General features: G+C 44.2%; 18 protein-coding genes. 4 read left to right on the forward strand and 14 right to left on the reverse strand.

Annotation, left to right across the window (positions count from 1 at the left end):
- Positions 1-141: 141 nt before the first annotated feature.
- Positions 142-738 (reverse strand): sulfite oxidase-like oxidoreductase, encoded by a 597-nt coding sequence (locus tag MKX38_RS16290; RefSeq protein WP_003228739.1) that lies wholly within the window; start codon positions 736-738, stop codon positions 142-144.
- Positions 739-838: 100 nt separating this feature from the next.
- Here MKX38_RS16290 and MKX38_RS16295 point away from each other — a divergent pair, with 100 nt between their 5' ends.
- Positions 839-1,441, forward strand: a complete 603-nt coding sequence (locus MKX38_RS16295; protein WP_029318475.1) for a biotin transporter BioY — start codon at positions 839-841, stop codon at positions 1,439-1,441.
- 68 nt (positions 1,442-1,509) lie between these two features.
- Here MKX38_RS16295 and MKX38_RS16300 read toward each other — a convergent pair whose 3' ends face one another.
- Positions 1,510-2,838, reverse strand: a complete 1,329-nt coding sequence (locus MKX38_RS16300) for a Na+/H+ antiporter family protein (RefSeq protein ID WP_003228736.1) — start codon at positions 2,836-2,838, stop codon at positions 1,510-1,512.
- 146 nt (positions 2,839-2,984) lie between these two features.
- Positions 2,985-4,487, reverse strand: a complete 1,503-nt coding sequence (locus MKX38_RS16305) for a leucyl aminopeptidase (RefSeq protein ID WP_015251314.1) — start codon at positions 4,485-4,487, stop codon at positions 2,985-2,987.
- 157 nt (positions 4,488-4,644) lie between these two features.
- Between MKX38_RS16305 and MKX38_RS16310 the strand changes: the two genes are divergently transcribed.
- The gene (locus MKX38_RS16310; protein ID WP_003244337.1) at positions 4,645-5,121 is read left to right on the forward strand and encodes a divergent PAP2 family protein; all 477 of its coding nucleotides are present in this window, start codon (positions 4,645-4,647) and stop codon (positions 5,119-5,121) included.
- 29 nt (positions 5,122-5,150) lie between these two features.
- On the opposite strand, the gene spsC is transcribed toward MKX38_RS16310, so the two are convergent.
- The 4 genes from spsC to MKX38_RS16330 form a co-directional block, all read right to left on the reverse strand.
- Positions 5,151-5,807, reverse strand: a complete 657-nt coding sequence (spsC, locus tag MKX38_RS16315; RefSeq protein ID WP_072175151.1) for a stationary phase survival protein SpsC — start codon at positions 5,805-5,807, stop codon at positions 5,151-5,153.
- 103 nt (positions 5,808-5,910) lie between these two features.
- On the reverse strand, positions 5,911-6,231 hold the full coding sequence (locus MKX38_RS16320; protein WP_003243877.1) for a YuiB family protein: 321 nt from the start codon (positions 6,229-6,231) through the stop codon (positions 5,911-5,913).
- Between the two features lie 53 nt (positions 6,232-6,284).
- Positions 6,285-6,428 (reverse strand): YuiA family protein, encoded by a 144-nt coding sequence (locus MKX38_RS16325; protein ID WP_003243733.1) that lies wholly within the window; start codon positions 6,426-6,428, stop codon positions 6,285-6,287.
- A gap of 172 nt (positions 6,429-6,600) precedes the next feature.
- Positions 6,601-7,821: an NAD(P)/FAD-dependent oxidoreductase gene (locus MKX38_RS16330; protein ID WP_010886605.1), complete on the reverse strand. Its 1,221-nt coding sequence runs from the start codon at positions 7,819-7,821 to the stop codon at positions 6,601-6,603.
- Positions 7,822-8,152: 331 nt separating this feature from the next.
- Between MKX38_RS16330 and yumC the strand changes: the two genes are divergently transcribed.
- On the forward strand, positions 8,153-9,151 hold the full coding sequence (gene yumC / locus MKX38_RS16335) for a ferredoxin--NADP reductase 2 (protein WP_015251312.1): 999 nt from the start codon (positions 8,153-8,155) through the stop codon (positions 9,149-9,151).
- Positions 9,152-9,189: 38 nt separating this feature from the next.
- Here the strand turns inward: yumC and MKX38_RS16340 are convergent, their stop codons facing one another.
- Positions 9,190-9,330: a hypothetical protein gene (locus MKX38_RS16340; RefSeq protein ID WP_003228723.1), complete on the reverse strand. Its 141-nt coding sequence runs from the start codon at positions 9,328-9,330 to the stop codon at positions 9,190-9,192.
- A gap of 278 nt (positions 9,331-9,608) precedes the next feature.
- Between MKX38_RS16340 and guaC the strand changes: the two genes are divergently transcribed.
- Positions 9,609-10,589: a GMP reductase gene (guaC, locus tag MKX38_RS16345; protein WP_015714642.1), complete on the forward strand. Its 981-nt coding sequence runs from the start codon at positions 9,609-9,611 to the stop codon at positions 10,587-10,589.
- 73 nt (positions 10,590-10,662) lie between these two features.
- Here guaC and paiB read toward each other — a convergent pair whose 3' ends face one another.
- The 6 genes from paiB to MKX38_RS16375 all read right to left on the reverse strand — a co-directional run bounded on the left by paiB (position 10,663) and on the right by MKX38_RS16375 (position 15,174).
- Entirely contained in the window at positions 10,663-11,286 is a 624-nt protein-coding gene (gene paiB, locus MKX38_RS16350) for a protease synthase/sporulation negative transcriptional regulator PaiB (protein ID WP_339189448.1), read from the reverse strand.
- A 23-nt stretch (positions 11,287-11,309) separates the two neighbouring features.
- Positions 11,310-11,828, reverse strand: coding sequence for a spermidine/spermine N(1)-acetyltransferase (paiA, locus tag MKX38_RS16355; protein ID WP_014477872.1), 519 nt, complete (start codon positions 11,826-11,828; stop codon positions 11,310-11,312).
- Positions 11,829-12,168: 340 nt separating this feature from the next.
- Complete coding sequence (locus tag MKX38_RS16360) at positions 12,169-12,531, reverse strand: iron-sulfur cluster assembly accessory protein (protein WP_003244166.1); 363 nt, start codon at positions 12,529-12,531, stop codon at positions 12,169-12,171.
- A 78-nt stretch (positions 12,532-12,609) separates the two neighbouring features.
- A complete protein-coding gene (dapF, locus tag MKX38_RS16365) occupies positions 12,610-13,464 on the reverse strand; it encodes a diaminopimelate epimerase (RefSeq protein WP_339187732.1) in 855 nt (284 codons plus the stop codon).
- Between the two features lie 122 nt (positions 13,465-13,586).
- On the reverse strand, positions 13,587-14,801 hold the full coding sequence (locus MKX38_RS16370) for a NupC/NupG family nucleoside CNT transporter (RefSeq protein ID WP_003228710.1): 1,215 nt from the start codon (positions 14,799-14,801) through the stop codon (positions 13,587-13,589).
- Between the two features lie 136 nt (positions 14,802-14,937).
- Positions 14,938-15,174 (reverse strand): YuzB family protein, encoded by a 237-nt coding sequence (locus tag MKX38_RS16375; protein ID WP_003222913.1) that lies wholly within the window; start codon positions 15,172-15,174, stop codon positions 14,938-14,940.
- Positions 15,175-15,199 lie beyond the last annotated feature (25 nt).

The following is a 15,199-nucleotide window of genomic DNA, read 5'->3' on the forward strand; positions in this document are numbered from 1 at the left end:
CAAATAATAGGTTTTCTTCCAAAGAAAGTCAACTTTTTCCCGAATAAAAAAGGCACCTTGATCAAATAAGGTACCTGCAGACTATCAATATGGAAGTAAAAACCCAATAAAGATGCGGATTGTCCTATTTGAAATAGAACCTTAATCCCATGTAAACCTTTGATTTTGCCAAGGATCGCCTCTCATGTGATAGCCATTCCGCTCCCAAAAGCCAGGATGATTTTCTTTCGTAAATTGGATGCCGCGCAGCCACTTGGCACTTTTCCAAAAATACAGATGCGGAAATACACCCCGCAGCGGAAAGCCGTGTTCAGGGGTTAAAGGTTCGCCATTATGCGCATAAGCCAGAAGGGAAGTTTCCGCTAAGAAATCATCAAGCGGCAGATTGGTCGTCCAGCCCTCTTCAGCATGTAAAATGACGTAGCCCGCTTCTTCTTTTACACCCGCTTTTTCCGCTATATCACAAGCCCGCACGCCTTGCCACACATTATCAAGCCTTGACCATCCCGTGACGCAATGAATGTCATTTTTCGATTCATACCGTGGAAAGGCTTTGACATCTTCAAAGCTTAGCAGCATCGGATGGTCAACCAAACCGTATACTTGAAGATTCCATTTCGTCATATCTTCGTAATATGGGACATCTCCGGTATGAAGCACAGGAAATGAAGTGGTGACGTTTTGATTTGGCGGCACTCTTCCAGATTGATCGGATTGTCTTGTTTTTCCGAAATACATATGGGCCTCCTTTTTGTTAACCTAATTTAAAATCATGTTGACAATCTTTTTGTTCTTTATTACTCTATGATTGTGTATGTCAACCTAAGGGGGAACAACGATGAAACAACGTAAACTTCGTGCGGGAGATATGGCGCTGATTGGCATGTTCGCCGCACTTATGGCTGTCGGGGCCAACATTACATCAGTAGCACCCTTTTTACAAGTAGCCGGCATTCCGCTTTCGATGCAGCCGTTTTTCTGTCTCTTGGCTGCTTTGCTTCTTGGCAGCAAACGAGCAGCGATTGCCATGATTGTATATGCACTTGTCGGATTGGCCGGAGCGCCTGTGTTTGCTCAATTTTCAGCAGGCTTCGCACCGTTTGCAGGGAAAAGCGGCGGGTTTATTATCTCATACATCCCGGCAGCATTTGCAGCGGGTTGGTTTTTAGAACGAAACATTCAGCCAAGTAAAATTCGATTTCTCATTGCTTCACTTATCGGAACGGCGATCATGTATCTCATCGGCACTACCTATATGTATCTTGCACTGAAGCTGTGGATTCATACGCCAGTGAGCTACGGCACGGCTTGGGGCTTTATGATTTGGTTTATGGTAAAAGATACAGCGCTGGCTGTGATACTGTCGTTTATCGCACCAGCAATCTACCGCTCTATTCATAAAGCAACCGGCTTTAACAGAAATCACATATCGTCCATGTAAAACCGTTCTATTGGACGGTTTTTTTATCATAACGAGAAAAGGCTCCCCAGTAAAGGGGAGCCTTTTTCCTATAAAACAAGCGCTGCAATCCAGCCAAAGATGACAAGCGGAATATTATAAAATATAAATGTCGGCACACAAGTATCCCAAATGTGGTGATGCTGGCCGTCCGCACTCAAACCTGAAGTCGGGCCAAGCGTACTGTCACTGGCAGGTGAACCGGCATCGCCGAGGGCAGCAGCAGCTCCGATAATCGCAATCGTTGCCATCGGGCTGAATCCAAGCTGCATACATAGAGGCACGAAAATGGTTGTGATAACAGGAATGGTCGCAAAAGAAGATCCGATCCCCATTGTAATTAATAAGCCGACAATGAGCATCAGCAATGCGCCCAAGGACTGACTGTGTCCGATAAAACCAGCTGACGTTTTGACCAGTGACTCGACATCCCCGGTTTTCGTCAATACGTTTGAAAACCCGGCTGCAACAAGCATGACAAAGCCGATAAAGGCCATTAAAACCATTCCATCAGTAATCAGTGAGTCCGCTTCATCACGCTTCATCACACCGCTGACAAACAGAACAATCAGACCAGCGAGCGCCCCCATAATCATTCCTTCTACTCCCAAAGTCTGAGATAAGTAAAGCTGGACGCCGAGTGACACAACAATGGCTAGAACCGCGATACCAATACTTTTTCTCGTATATGGCGATGCTTCTGCACCTGAAATGTCTTTTGTTTCATATTGTTTCGGTTTACGGTATACGATCACTGATAAAATAAGGCCGACAACCATACCTGCAACTGGAATAATCAGTGCGTACGGAATATCAGCAAGCGGAACGTTTAACCCGGCATCCGCCATATTGTCCTTCAGCATGCCTTGGAAGATTTGGCCGAAACCGACCGGAAGCAAAATATAAGGAGCCGTTAAGCCAAATGTAATTACACACGCGATCAGACGGCGGTCCATTTCAAGTTCATTAAAGATTTTCAAAAGCGGCGGAATCAGCACCGGAATAAACGCGATGTGAACCGGAACGACGTTTTGCGAAAAACAAGATACAATTAAAATAATCAGCACAATCAGCACCTTAGACAGTGCTTTTTTTCGAGAATCTTCTTTATTTCCGATTAATTTAACGGAGGCTTCCACCATTGCGTCCGGAAGACCTGTTTTCGTCAAAGCGGCGGCAAACGCGCCAAGCATGGCATAGCTGACTGCAACGGTGGCATTTCCGCCGAGACCGTCTGTGAAAGCTTTAACCGTTTCGCCAAGACCGAGCCCGCCTGTTAACCCGCCGGCCAAGGCGCCTATAATTAATGCGATAACAATATTGACACGCAGCAGGCTTAATACAAGCATAAGCAGGACTGCGATGACGACTGCATTCATGATGATACCCCTCCAAAAATCCTTTAGTTTGCTAATGTAGTAGATAAATAAAGTACGAACGTATCGTATCATAACCGATCCACTTTAGTCAACTAAAGATTTCGGAAGTAAAAATCCCTGCCGCATCATACAGCAGGGATTTTTCATTACTCGTTTTTATCTTCTTCCAATGTAAATCGCTCCGCAAGTGTAGCCAGTGTTCTTGCCATAACGCCAGTAGCCCCGGCCGGCCCGAAGCAGGTTGCTTTATTGGCAGTCGCTGTTCCTGCAATATCAAGGTGAACCCAAGGTGTTGACTCAGCGAATTCACCAAGAAACGTTCCTGCCATAATCGCATGTCCCTCGCGTCCCGGTGAATTGTTGAGATCCGCCATTTGGCTGCTTTTCACGCGTTTTTTATCCTTCTCTGTTATCGGCAGCTGCCAGATTGCCTCGCCGCACTCTTGTGCAGCATCAGCTACCTGCTGGTAAAAGCTTTGATCATTTGTCATTGCACCGGTTGTTTCTGTTCCTAATGCCACAACGACGCCGCCGGTAAGCGTAGCTACATCGACAAGAACTGACGCGCCATGCTGTTTCGCGTATGTAATGCCATCTGCAAGCACTAGCCTTCCTTCAGCATCCGTATTAAGGATTTCTATTGTTTTTCCGCTTAAAGATACGATCACGTCATCCGGCTTCATGGCCCCGCCGGAGATCATATTATCGGTTGATGGAATAACGCACAGCACGTTTTGCTCAGGACGAAGCTCTCCGATCGTTTCCATAGCACCGAGAACCGCAGCAGCTCCTCCCATATCTGATTTCATGCCGACAATTCCAGATTTCGTTTTAATGGAGTAGCCGCCTGTGTCAAAGGTAATTCCTTTCCCGACTAGTCCGACGACGTCTTCCCATTCCTTTTTGCCCTGATATTTCAACACAATCATTTTCGGCGGTTCGGTGGAGCCTTGGTTTACCGCAAGTATTCCGCCCATACCGAGCTCTTCCATCTCTGATTTCTCCAATATCTCACACTCAAAATCATATTTCGCCGCAAGCTCTTCAGCATACGAAGCGAGGTCAGTCGCTGTCAGCATGTTTCCCGGCATATTCACAAGCGTTCTAGCCGAATTTGTCCCTTGTCCGTATGCCTGGCCGACGCGAAGCCCGGCCTGCACTTCCTGTGTATCTTCATCTGTTACAACATACACGGCTTCAATTTGTTTGTCAGGCTCATTTGATTTGTGCTTATAATCCTGCACCTCATAGGAAGCAAGCAGGCAGCTCTCAGCTAAAGCATGAGCGGCATCGGCTGGAGGCACGTCTTCCGAAATAAACGTATCAAGCAGAACAGCAGTTTCTTGTTTTCGATCTTTATGAATGGCTTGAAAAACATGAGCAAAACGTTCCTTCGCCTGTTCAAACGAATAATTTGCTTCTCTCCCCAGGCCAACGAAATAAATCCGTTTCATACCCGCAGAAGATGGAGGGAATACTTTTGATACTTGATTCGGTTTCGCAGAGACATCACCCTCTTTTAAAAGCTGTGTCAGATGGCCTTCGAGCATTTCATCAATTTCCAACGCTTTTCCTGTCAGCTGGCTTTTTTGAAAAAGCCCGACCACAAGGGTTTCTGTATGCTCTGATTGTTGAACCGCATAAAACATGAGGCTTACACTCCTAACGTAATGGGTATTTGTAATGAACAATGGTATAATAGGAAAAACATTCTTTCCACTATACTTATTTTAACAAACAACAGTCTAAGACTTGCTTTTTTCTTTTGAAACACGAAGGATTTTTCAAATAGAAAGGATGTCGCCGATGGAACTTTTAACGAATTTTCCTTTATTATCAAGCCTGGCCGCAATTATTTTTGCTCAGGTCATCAAAGTGCCCATACAGTTTATCGTGTCCAGAAAACTGGACTGGTCGCTGGTCACAAGCACAGGCGGCATGCCGAGCTCTCACTCCGCAGCGGTCACTGCGCTTTCTACAGGCGTAGCCTTGGAGCATGGATTAGACTCCTCACTCTTTGCGGTTTCCGCCATTTTCGCCGTCATAACCATGTTTGACGCAACTGGCGTCAGACGCCACGCCGGTGAGCAGGCAACAGTCATTAATAAGCTTGTTATTGATTTTAACCGTTTCGTAAATGAAGCGAAGGACTTCCCTAAGGCTGCAGAGAAAGAAAAGCAAAAAAAGCTGAAAGAGCTTCTCGGACATCAGCCGATCGAAGTCTTTTTCGGAGGATTAACAGGTATTTTACTGACATTGGTACTCGCTTACTTTTTCATGTAAAAAAACGCTCCTGCTTTCGCTGGAGCGTTTTATTCTTTCACAGTTTTATATTGATTTCTGAACACTTGCAAAGATTTTGTTTCATTGAGCTTCTCAAGCTCATCCTCGGTAATCTTTCCCGTTCCCTTTTTAATCACATATACATCAAGGGTTTTTTTGCCCCATTCATTGTATACATCTTTGACTGTCTCAAAGTACAGATCAAGGCGGTTTCCCTTAATAGCTGATCCTGTGTCGGCCACAACTCCGAGACCGTAGTTCGGAATGAATAAAATTGTTCCGATCGGGAAAACGGACGGGTCAGCAGCAACCGTGGAATATAAATCCCGTTTCACTTTCACACCTGAATATGTAAGCCCGTATAATGGATCACCGGGATTTTTGCCCGTCGACTCAGCTCCTGCTGTGTAGCCTGTTGCTGTTACTCTTTGGACTGGATATTCATCCCAATCAAATGCCTCTTCTAACGGTTTTGTTTTATCCTCAGCCGCGGACGTGGTTTGTGTTTGTTTCTGCTGCAATGCTTTTAATGTCAGTCCTGCATGCTTCAAGTGCTTTTCCTGATGTTCCTGCACCCATTTTGACAAGTCCTTCGCTTCAATTCCTGACACTGATAAAAATGTCGTGCCAAATGCAAGCAGAAATAAACAGGTCATCAGCAAACGTCTGATCATATTCAACATCATTCACCTCTCCTCCGAATCATTGTTCCCAAGTGGAGAGAGCATTATTCAAAATGGTGAATGAGCTGAACGCATAAAAAAAGCTTTCTTTAGAAGAAAGCGGCATTTAAAACATTTGATATCCTCTTTTTCTAAGCATGTTGATCGCTATACCGGACACGATGGCGCCGGCCAAACCGCTGACTAAAATCAGCACATCGGCAGCCGCTAATGATAAGACACGATGAAACAGGCTGGCAAAGGATTCTCCCGGCGACTGGACATAGCTGATCAGCTTTTCTTTGCTGATAATGAAAAGGCATACAATCGGATAAATCACAGCCATAATCCAAGACATTCTTAGCAGCATGTTTAATAAGAAACCGATTCCAAAAAACAAGACAAAAAACAAAACAATTGAGATGATTACGACTGGCAGACTAATCAACCTATTCCACCCCCCTGCGTTGTTTTTAGTGTAACGCGGGGGCTGAAATAAAGTCAACGGCTGGAAAAAGAATGACTGTCTTTTCCTGTCCCCTGGCAAGACGGACAAGTCTCTGAACCGCCGAGAATCAATTGAAAATATCCTTTCCCTGAACAAAATGGGCATGCATGTGAAGCGGTTGTCGTTGCAGTTTTCATCTAATCATCACCCTTTTTCTTAATTTTCTGATAATATACCATATCAAGCTGTCAACAATAAAGTCAGATCATGTGACAAATCTTTTGATGTAAGCGGAAACATACTTATTTTCCTCTCATTCTCTTTTTATTTTGGCGTTTTTTAATAAAGAAAACCCGCTTCCGCGGGTTTTTAGAAAAACTTGAACTTGCCTTTTTTCAATGTCAGTCCGAGTCCGCCAATCATAAACAGCGAGCGGTTATCAATGACTTTTTTCATAAACGAAGCGGGCGTGCCTTTCAGCTTTCTGCCATAAACAACCCCAACCGCGTTATGCTCGCCAAGAGAAGCCACTGTTCCCTTAATGTCCGGCTTGAATTCCTCAAGCTCTCCGCCTTTAATAAGCCTGCCAAGGTTTTTAGCGACCGTTATGCCCTGCTGCATTGCAATTTGCGCAGTCGGCGGATACGGGCGCTCTGTATCTTCATTCATAAACAGCGAGCTGTCGCCGAGAATAAAGACATTGTCATGTCCCGGGGCGCGGAGATCAGGGTTGACTTTGACTCGGCCGCGCATATTTTCAAAACCGGCCTCCTCCACAATCGGATGGCCGCGGACACCTGCTGCCCAAACAACGGTTTGCGATTTGATCTGCTCTGGTTCCTCATCTTTTTTGCCGACTCTGACTCCTTCTGGTGTACATTCTTGTACAGCCGTTCCGATCTTGAACTCAACTCCGTTTTCCTCAAGATAATGTACGGCGTAATCAACAAGTTCCGGATCAAATCCCGGCAAAACGGTCGGCGCTGCTTCCACACAAATGATGCGGACAAGGCTTCTGTCAACGTCATATTCCTTACAGAGCTCCGGCACGCGAGCAGCCAGTTCGCCAAGAAATTCAATTCCCGTAAATCCGGCACCGCCAACAACGATCGTTAACCTGTCCGGCCGTTTTTCCGCTTCCGTATTGTAAGTCGCAAACTGCAGCTCAATATGTTCCCGCAGCAGGCGCGACGTGTTGATGTTGGCAATCGGAAACGCATATTCTTTTAAGCCTTTAATGCCGAACGTTTCAGGCACGGCGCCGAGCCCGATGACTAAATAATCGTACTGCAATTCTCCATTCGCAAGCACAACTTTTTTCTCATCAATTTTGATTGCCTTTACGGTATCCTGTACAAAATTCACCCGTGACTGGTTGATTACATCTTTTATCTGATAACGGCAGCGGTCATGATGGAGCGTACCCGCGCTCGCTTCATGCATCCATGTCGTTTCATAATGATAATTGTGTTTATTTACAAGCGTAATGTCAGCATCATTCGGCCCGACATACTTCGTCAGCCTTGTCACCGTCATCAATCCGCCATATCCTGCACCTAAAATCACGATTTTGGGCTTATTCAATGCCATCACATCCACCTTCTCTTTTTTTGCTTTTGTTAGACCCATAATAAAATCATCATTTGTGTTAGCTTCAGCTTATTGGCGGGATTTTATGAAATATATTGAAAATTTTTTTGTGAAGTCCTTACCCGTAGCACTATTATCATGTTTATCCGGCTGGCCCAAGAAACATTCAGAAAAAGATCATTTCATTTGGTTATTATCGTAGCGGCCTGCGGAAATATTTTCAAGAACGGATGGGCACGTTAGATCCTTACGATTTTTTCTGCTGACTCGTCAATTTGAACGGCAATATGGTATAATTAATAACAATTTTCATTTAGGAGGCAATTTTCGTATGCGAGAGGATACAAAGGTTTATGATATTACAATTATAGGCGGGGGACCGGTCGGCTTATTCACCGCTTTTTACGGCGGGATGAGACAGGCAAGCGTCAAAATTATCGAAAGCCTGCCTCAGCTCGGCGGACAGCTTAGCGCCCTATACCCTGAGAAGTATATATATGATGTAGCGGGATTCCCGAAAATCCGCGCCCAAGAGCTTATCAATAACCTAAAAGAGCAAATGGCGAAATTCGACCAAACCATTTGTCTGGAGCAAGCGGTTGAATCTGTTGAGAAACAAGCGGACGGCGTGTTTAAGCTTGTAACAAATGAAGAAACCCACTACTCTAAAACGGTCATCATCACTGCAGGAAACGGCGCATTCAAACCGAGAAAGCTGGAACTTGAAAATGCCGAGCAGTATGAAGGCAAAAACCTCCATTACTTCGTTGATGATCTGCAAAAATTCTCCGGCAGACGCGTTGCGATCCTTGGCGGTGGAGATTCCGCGGTTGACTGGGCGCTTATGCTTGAGCCAATCGCAAAAGAAGTATCGATCATTCACCGCCGCGACAAGTTCCGCGCGCACGAGCACAGTGTGGAAAACCTTCATGCGTCGAAGGTTAATGTCCTGACACCATTCGTCCCTGCGGAGCTGATCGGCGAAGGCAAAATCGAACAGCTAGTGCTTGAAGAAGTGAAAGGCGACCGCAAAGAGATTTTAGAAATTGATGACTTAATCGTCAACTACGGTTTCGTTTCATCTCTTGGACCGATCAAAAACTGGGGCCTGGACATCGAGAAAAATTCCATTGTCGTGAAATCAACAATGGAAACAAATATCGAAGGCTTCTTTGCAGCAGGTGACATTTGTACATACGAAGGAAAAGTCAACCTGATTGCCAGCGGCTTCGGTGAGGCACCGACAGCAGTGAACAACGCCAAGGCTTACATGGACCCGAAAGCCCGCGTACAGCCTCTTCACTCAACAAGTCTTTTTGAAAATAAATAATAAAATAAGGAGCTTGTGTCTGTGACACAGCTCCTTTTTTATTTGAAGATATTTATATAATTCAATGCAGTTCCTACAACCAGCGCAATCACAAGGGCTGCGACTACCCAGATCATTGCCATAATAATGCGGTCCTGAATCTTTTGGGACTTCGGTGTTTTTTCTTCGTTTTGGGCCATCTTATTCGCTCCTTTCCCATGTCCATGCCATAAAGAAAGCCTGGTGCTGAACGACCAAGCTTTGCTGAACGTATATCATTCGCGTTTTGATCCGCTCTCTAAGACCATTCGTTAAAACTATGATACCTAAACTCACCCTGCATGACAAGCTTCGGCACTTGCACCACACCTGCCAGCAAATCATAATGTTTGACATCCTAAATAAAACAGAGTACATTATAGAAGGCGAACATTTCATATATTATACTTTTAAATATTCGTTTTTAGGAGTGAAAACCATGGAAAACGTATTTGATTACGAAGATATTCAGCTAATTCCTGCAAAATGCATTGTGAATAGCCGTTCAGAATGTGATACATCCGTACGTTTAGGCGGACGTACATTTAAATTGCCCGTCGTCCCTGCCAATATGCAGACGATTATAGATGAGAAGCTAGCGATTCAATTAGCCGAAAATGGCTACTTTTATGTCATGCACCGATTTGAGCCTGAGACACGAATTGATTTTATTAAAGATATGAACGCACGCGGGTTATTCTCTTCTATCAGCGTGGGCGTCAAAGATGAGGAGTATGAATTTGTCCGCCAGCTGGCAGAAGAAAATCTGACTCCTGAATACGTGACAATTGACATTGCTCACGGGCACTCAAATGCTGTCATTGAAATGATCCAGCACCTTAAAAAACATTTGCCGGACAGCTTTGTTATTGCTGGCAATGTCGGAACGCCGGAAGCGGTCAGAGAGCTTGAAAATGCGGGAGCGGATGCCACTAAAGTCGGCATCGGACCGGGAAAAGTATGTATTACGAAAATCAAAACCGGCTTCGGCACAGGCGGCTGGCAATTAGCGGCGCTGCGCTGGTGTGCCAAGGCTGCCAGCAAACCGATTATCGCGGATGGCGGCATCCGCACCCATGGCGACATCGCAAAATCAATCCGATTCGGCGCAACGATGGTCATGATCGGTTCACTATTTGCCGGACACGAAGAGTCGCCAGGCCAAACGATCGAAAAAGACGGAAAGCTTTACAAGGAGTACTTCGGCTCAGCCTCTGAATTCCAAAAAGGCGAAAAGAAAAATGTCGAAGGCAAAAAAATGCACGTGGCGCATAAAGGCTCAATCAAGGATACACTGATTGAAATGGAGCAGGATCTTCAATCTTCTATTTCTTATGCAGGCGGAACAAAGCTTGAAGCCATCCGCAATGTGGATTATGTGATTGTGAAAAATTCCATTTTTAATGGGGATAAATATTAATCATAAAAAAACGCCAAGTCAGCGGTTCTCCGCTTGACTTGGCGTTTTCTGCTACTTCTTCAGCAAAGTAAGCTTATATTTGCTTTTTGAATTTATTTTCCATCAGTTCTGCCATTTGTTTTGCATTTGGATTTTCTTCATTTTGCAACTGTTCAATGATGTTCATATAATCCGTTTCATTTCGGTTCTGGCTTAATTTATATGCCGCTTGAATGTCTTCCACCTTAATCTTAAATCCAACGATACCTTTCAATTCACGTTCTAAGAGTTTTGGAGAAAGCTTATCCCATAAAACAGGATTGTCACGATGTTTTTCGTATTTCTCCAGCATGATTGTTAATTCTTCTGCTAATTCATCTTTCTCTAACATACTTGCTTTTCCATACATGTGGACAGCCTGATAATTCCACGTCGGAACATTTTCGCACGAATACCAGGAAGAAGAAATATATGCGTGCGGTCCCTGAAACATCACAAGCACATCTTCACAGGCTTCAAACGTTCTCCACTGAGGATTTCCATAAGCGAAATGCCCCGTAATATAGTAATGATCGTCTTTTTTATTGAATCCTAACGGCAAATGTGTGGCAATTGGTTTTCCTTGTTCTGTTGTGACAATCGTACCAAAGGAGTTTTCTTGTACAAAATTCCAAATTTCTTCAGCATTTGTGACTTTAAAATATTTTGGAATATACATCATCATCCACCCTTCGAAAAATATTATATGAGTGTTTTAGCCATGATTAAATCCGTTTGCTCTTCATCACCCATATAAAAAGAGTGGGCGCCGGTCTGAACAAACCCCATTTTCTTATAAAAGGCAATGGCATTTTCATTTTTTTCCCACACACCTAGCCAAATGTTCTTTTTATTACGTTCCAGCGCAATTTCTATCGCTTTATTCAGCAGATGTTTGCCAAGCCCATGTTTTTGAAAGCTGTTCTTTATATAAATTCTCTCGATTTCAAGTGATTCAGCACCCATTTCTTCAGACTGAGCATCATCGATATTGACCTTTACATATCCAGCGATTTCATGATCAAAGTAAACAAAAAAGAATTGCGAAGACATATTGGATAACTCTTTTTCCAGCTGCTCAGTGTTAAATGCGCTTTCTAAATAGGCTTTCATATTTTCAGGTGAGTTCTGTTCTTTAAAAGTGTCATTGAATGTTTCAATACTCAATTGTTGAAGTGTTTGTAAATCTTCCCGGCTGCATTTTTTCATTTTTACACTCATTGTTCGGATTCAGCCCCTTTATTTAAAATTCAATTGTCTTGTGTCCCTTTTTTAATATATTTAAACACGGAACAGATACTGACCTTGTTACCATTCCAAAAATCTTCTTCATCATCAACTCCCTATCGTGATTTTGTTGCAAATGCAATAAAATATACCCCGCATTAAATATAGCGTAACTTTGCTGTATTTACAACAAAAATCAAACAACAAAGCAGCGTTTCTCTTGCCGAAGTCCCCGGAACTCTCTGCATCATTTCCCCATAATAAAAACGCCTCCCTTAACGATGATTTATCGCTAAGAAAAGCGTCAGTAATAGTTGCTATCCGTTTTTAGTGCTTAGCACTCTTCAGGCTTGCCTGCATTCGTTGCTGTTCTGAACGAAGAACCGCAGCCGCATGAAGCGATGGCGTTTGGATTGTCGATGGTGAAGCCGCCGCCGAGCATGGATTGTTTATAATCAATCACGGTGCCGTTCATGATGTCAAGGCTTTCTTTGTCAACTAGAACAGTGATGCCGTGCTGATCAAACACACTGTCTGATTCACTCTTTTCATGCTCAAAGCCCATGCCGTAAGAAAGTCCGCTGCAGCCGCCGCCTTTGACGCCTACACGCAGAAACGCGTTTTCTTCTTCATGCTCTTTCATCATATCTTTTATATGCAAAGCTGCTGCTTCTGTAATTGTTACCGGGTTGCTCATCATTGTGAACCTCCTTTTAAAAACCGGTTGCTGTCTTTTATTATAAACATGATCGTTCCAATTCTCAAACAAGGTGTTTTACAAGAAATAGACACCCTCACAAACGGTTTCAGCCGGCCCTGTCATCATTACATGGCCGTTATCTTTCCAGTTTATCACCAAATCCCCGCCTGCTAAATGCACCGTGATGTCTTGATTTCGCTTTGATACGCCGTTTAATACAGATGCGACTGCCGCTGCACATGCTCCTGTCCCGCATGCCTGAGTAATCCCTGATCCCCGTTCCCAGACGCGGAAATGCAATTCTTGTTCATTCACGGTTTCAACGAATTCCACATTGATGCCTTCCGGAAATCTCGGATCTTTCTCAATCACCGGCCCCAGTGTCGTTAAGGGTGCCTGTTCAATGTCTGCGATCGGAAAAACGATATGCGGATTTCCCATTGAAACGGCAGTGCCTGTTAGTTCTACTTCACCAAATGCCATCGTTTCATTGATTGTGTGCTCTTCCCCGCCGTCAAGCATCGGAAGCTCGGATTTTGTCAAGCGCGGTTCGCCCATATCGACAGTGACCACATTCACTTTTCCGTTTTCGACTTGAACCTCCGCTTTCACAAGCCCGGAGAGAGTTTCAATCAGAAAAGATGTTTCCTCAACTAGCTTATACTCATATGCGTATTTTGCGACGCAGCGCAGGCCGTTGCCGCAGTTTTTCCCTTCAGACCCGTCATTATTAAAAATCCGCATTTTAACAGGCGCTTGGTCTGATGGGCATATCAGGATCATTCCGTCGGATCCGATCCCTGTATAAACAGAAGAAACCTGAATTGCAATCTCTGACAGTTTTTCTTCTGGAAGCTGTTCTTCAAATTGATTCACATAAATATAACTGTTTCCCAGGCCGTGCATTTTGGTAAATCGAAATGAGTTCATAGGTGCCTCCAACTTTTTTTCTTTTTCTTAGTATAAAAGCTATTATAAGCGGACACAATACAATTATCCCCCGTTTTTCATACATAAAAGCTCCTTGCACTGACGCAAGGAGCTTTTATCGTTTATATAAACATGCCGGCAATGGCTGCGCTGAGCAGATTGGCTAATGTTCCTGCAAGAACAGCCTTCAGGCCGAGACGCGCGATATCTGAACGGCGGCTGGGCGCTAAACCGCCAAGCGTACCAAGCATAATCGCAATTGATGAAAAATTGGCGAATCCGCATAACGCGAAACTGATAATGGTAGCAGTTTTCTTAGAAAACTCGCCGATGTGCGGACCGAAGTTAGAATAAGCGACAAACTCATTCAGCACCAATTTCTGGCCGATATAGCTTCCCGCCTGCAATGCTTCATGCCAAGGCACGCCAATCAAAAAGGCGATAGGAGAAAACACATAGCCGAGAATGGATTCTAATGTTACGCCTTTTAAACCGAACAAGCCGAAAGCCCCGCCGAGAATACCGTTTACTACAGCGATTAACGCAACAAACGCAAGCAGCATCGCCCCAACATTTAACGCAATTTGCAGTCCTGTTGACGCTCCCTTTGCAGCTGCGTCAATGACATTGGCTGCGCCTTCGCCTTCATCCATTTTGAAATCGCTTTTTACGGTTTGCGTTTTTTCCGTTTCGGGTATAATCAATTTACCAAAGACTAGTCCAGCTGGAGCAGCCATAAAGCTGGCCGCCAGCAAATATTCAATCGGAATACCAAGAAGCGCGTACCCAAACAAGGTAGATCCCGCAACTGCCGATAGACCGCTCGTCATAATCGTAAACAACTCAGAGCGCGTCAGCCCGGCAATCAGGGGTTTGATCACTAACGGAGATTCTGATTGTCCTACAAAAATATTGGCAGCAGCCGCCAGAGATTCCGTTTTGCTTGTTCCAAGGAGCTTCGACAATCCGCCGCCAATGACACGGAAAACGAGCTGCATGATTTTCAAATGATATAAAACTGCAATCAGTGCTGAGAAGAAAATGATAACGGGCAGTACACTTAATGCAAATGCCGGACTGTCTCCGACCTTTAGAAGCGGTCCAAAAATAAAACTGATGCCTTCATTCGCATAGTCAATCAGAAGCTGTACACGGCTTGAAAACCATAAAAAAACAGCGCGTCCCGCTTCCCATTTCAACACGATGTATCCAAACGCCACCTGTGTGCATAAACCAACGATGACGGTTCTTATCTTAATATTGCTTTTCTTTTCCGAAAATAAAAACGCGATAGCAATGATCGCAACTGCGCCCAGCAGCCCCCACAGAACATTCATGAATACTCGTACACCTCTTAAATTTTATTTTAAAAAATATCTTTTTTACGATAACAATAATATTTTTTGATGTCTACACATTTTTTTAGTTCTTTTGTACGGCAAAATAAAAAAGGGCCTGTCCAGGCCCTTTTCTTTAAAACATTGGATTTTCTTCAATAAAGGTATATATATTCTCAACAAGCTCAGCAGGCGTTTCACCCATGACGACTTCTCCGTTTACCAGAGCGAAAAGCGATTCCATGCATGTCCCGCAGTAGCTTAAGCAGCCATATTCAAGGACATCAAGGTTGGGATCCTTCTCCAAAATCGCCCGGGCTTCCTGAGAGCCGTGAGCCAGATTGCTGACACAAAATTCAATCATTGGATTCATGCGGTTTCACCTCACATATGTCCAT

This window comes from Bacillus sp. FSL M8-0025 (assembly GCF_037975475.1).
GTDB classification, from domain to species: Bacteria; Bacillota; Bacilli; order Bacillales; family Bacillaceae; genus Bacillus; species Bacillus subtilis.

Bases quoted from the DNA above. Each gene is read 5' to 3' on its own strand.
- MKX38_RS16290 (WP_003228739.1), bottom strand. From the start codon at position 738: ATGTATTTCGGAAAAACAAGACAATCCGATCAATCTGGAAGAGTGCCG.
- MKX38_RS16295 (WP_029318475.1), top strand. From the start codon at position 839: ATGAAACAACGTAAACTTCGTGCGGGAGATATGGCGCTGATTGGCATG.
- MKX38_RS16300 (WP_003228736.1), bottom strand. From the start codon at position 2,838: ATGAATGCAGTCGTCATCGCAGTCCTGCTTATGCTTGTATTAAGCCTG.
- MKX38_RS16305 (WP_015251314.1), bottom strand. From the start codon at position 4,487: ATGTTTTATGCGGTTCAACAATCAGAGCATACAGAAACCCTTGTGGTC.
- MKX38_RS16310 (WP_003244337.1), top strand. From the start codon at position 4,645: ATGGAACTTTTAACGAATTTTCCTTTATTATCAAGCCTGGCCGCAATT.
- spsC (WP_072175151.1), bottom strand. From the start codon at position 5,807: ATGATGTTGAATATGATCAGACGTTTGCTGATGACCTGTTTATTTCTG.
- MKX38_RS16325 (WP_003243733.1), bottom strand. From the start codon at position 6,428: ATGAAAACTGCAACGACAACCGCTTCACATGCATGCCCATTTTGTTCA.
- MKX38_RS16330 (WP_010886605.1), bottom strand. From the start codon at position 7,821: ATGGCATTGAATAAGCCCAAAATCGTGATTTTAGGTGCAGGATATGGC.
- yumC (WP_015251312.1), top strand. From the start codon at position 8,153: ATGCGAGAGGATACAAAGGTTTATGATATTACAATTATAGGCGGGGGA.
- MKX38_RS16340 (WP_003228723.1), bottom strand. From the start codon at position 9,330: ATGGCCCAAAACGAAGAAAAAACACCGAAGTCCCAAAAGATTCAGGAC.
- guaC (WP_015714642.1), top strand. From the start codon at position 9,609: ATGGAAAACGTATTTGATTACGAAGATATTCAGCTAATTCCTGCAAAA.
- paiB (WP_339189448.1), bottom strand. From the start codon at position 11,286: ATGTATATTCCAAAATATTTTAAAGTCACAAATGCTGAAGAAATTTGG.
- paiA (WP_014477872.1), bottom strand. From the start codon at position 11,828: ATGAGTGTAAAAATGAAAAAATGCAGCCGGGAAGATTTACAAACACTT.
- MKX38_RS16360 (WP_003244166.1), bottom strand. From the start codon at position 12,531: ATGAGCAACCCGGTAACAATTACAGAAGCAGCAGCTTTGCATATAAAA.
- dapF (WP_339187732.1), bottom strand. From the start codon at position 13,464: ATGAACTCATTTCGATTTACCAAAATGCACGGCCTGGGAAACAGTTAT.
- MKX38_RS16370 (WP_003228710.1), bottom strand. From the start codon at position 14,801: ATGAATGTTCTGTGGGGGCTGCTGGGCGCAGTTGCGATCATTGCTATC.
- MKX38_RS16375 (WP_003222913.1), bottom strand. From the start codon at position 15,174: ATGAATCCAATGATTGAATTTTGTGTCAGCAATCTGGCTCACGGCTCT.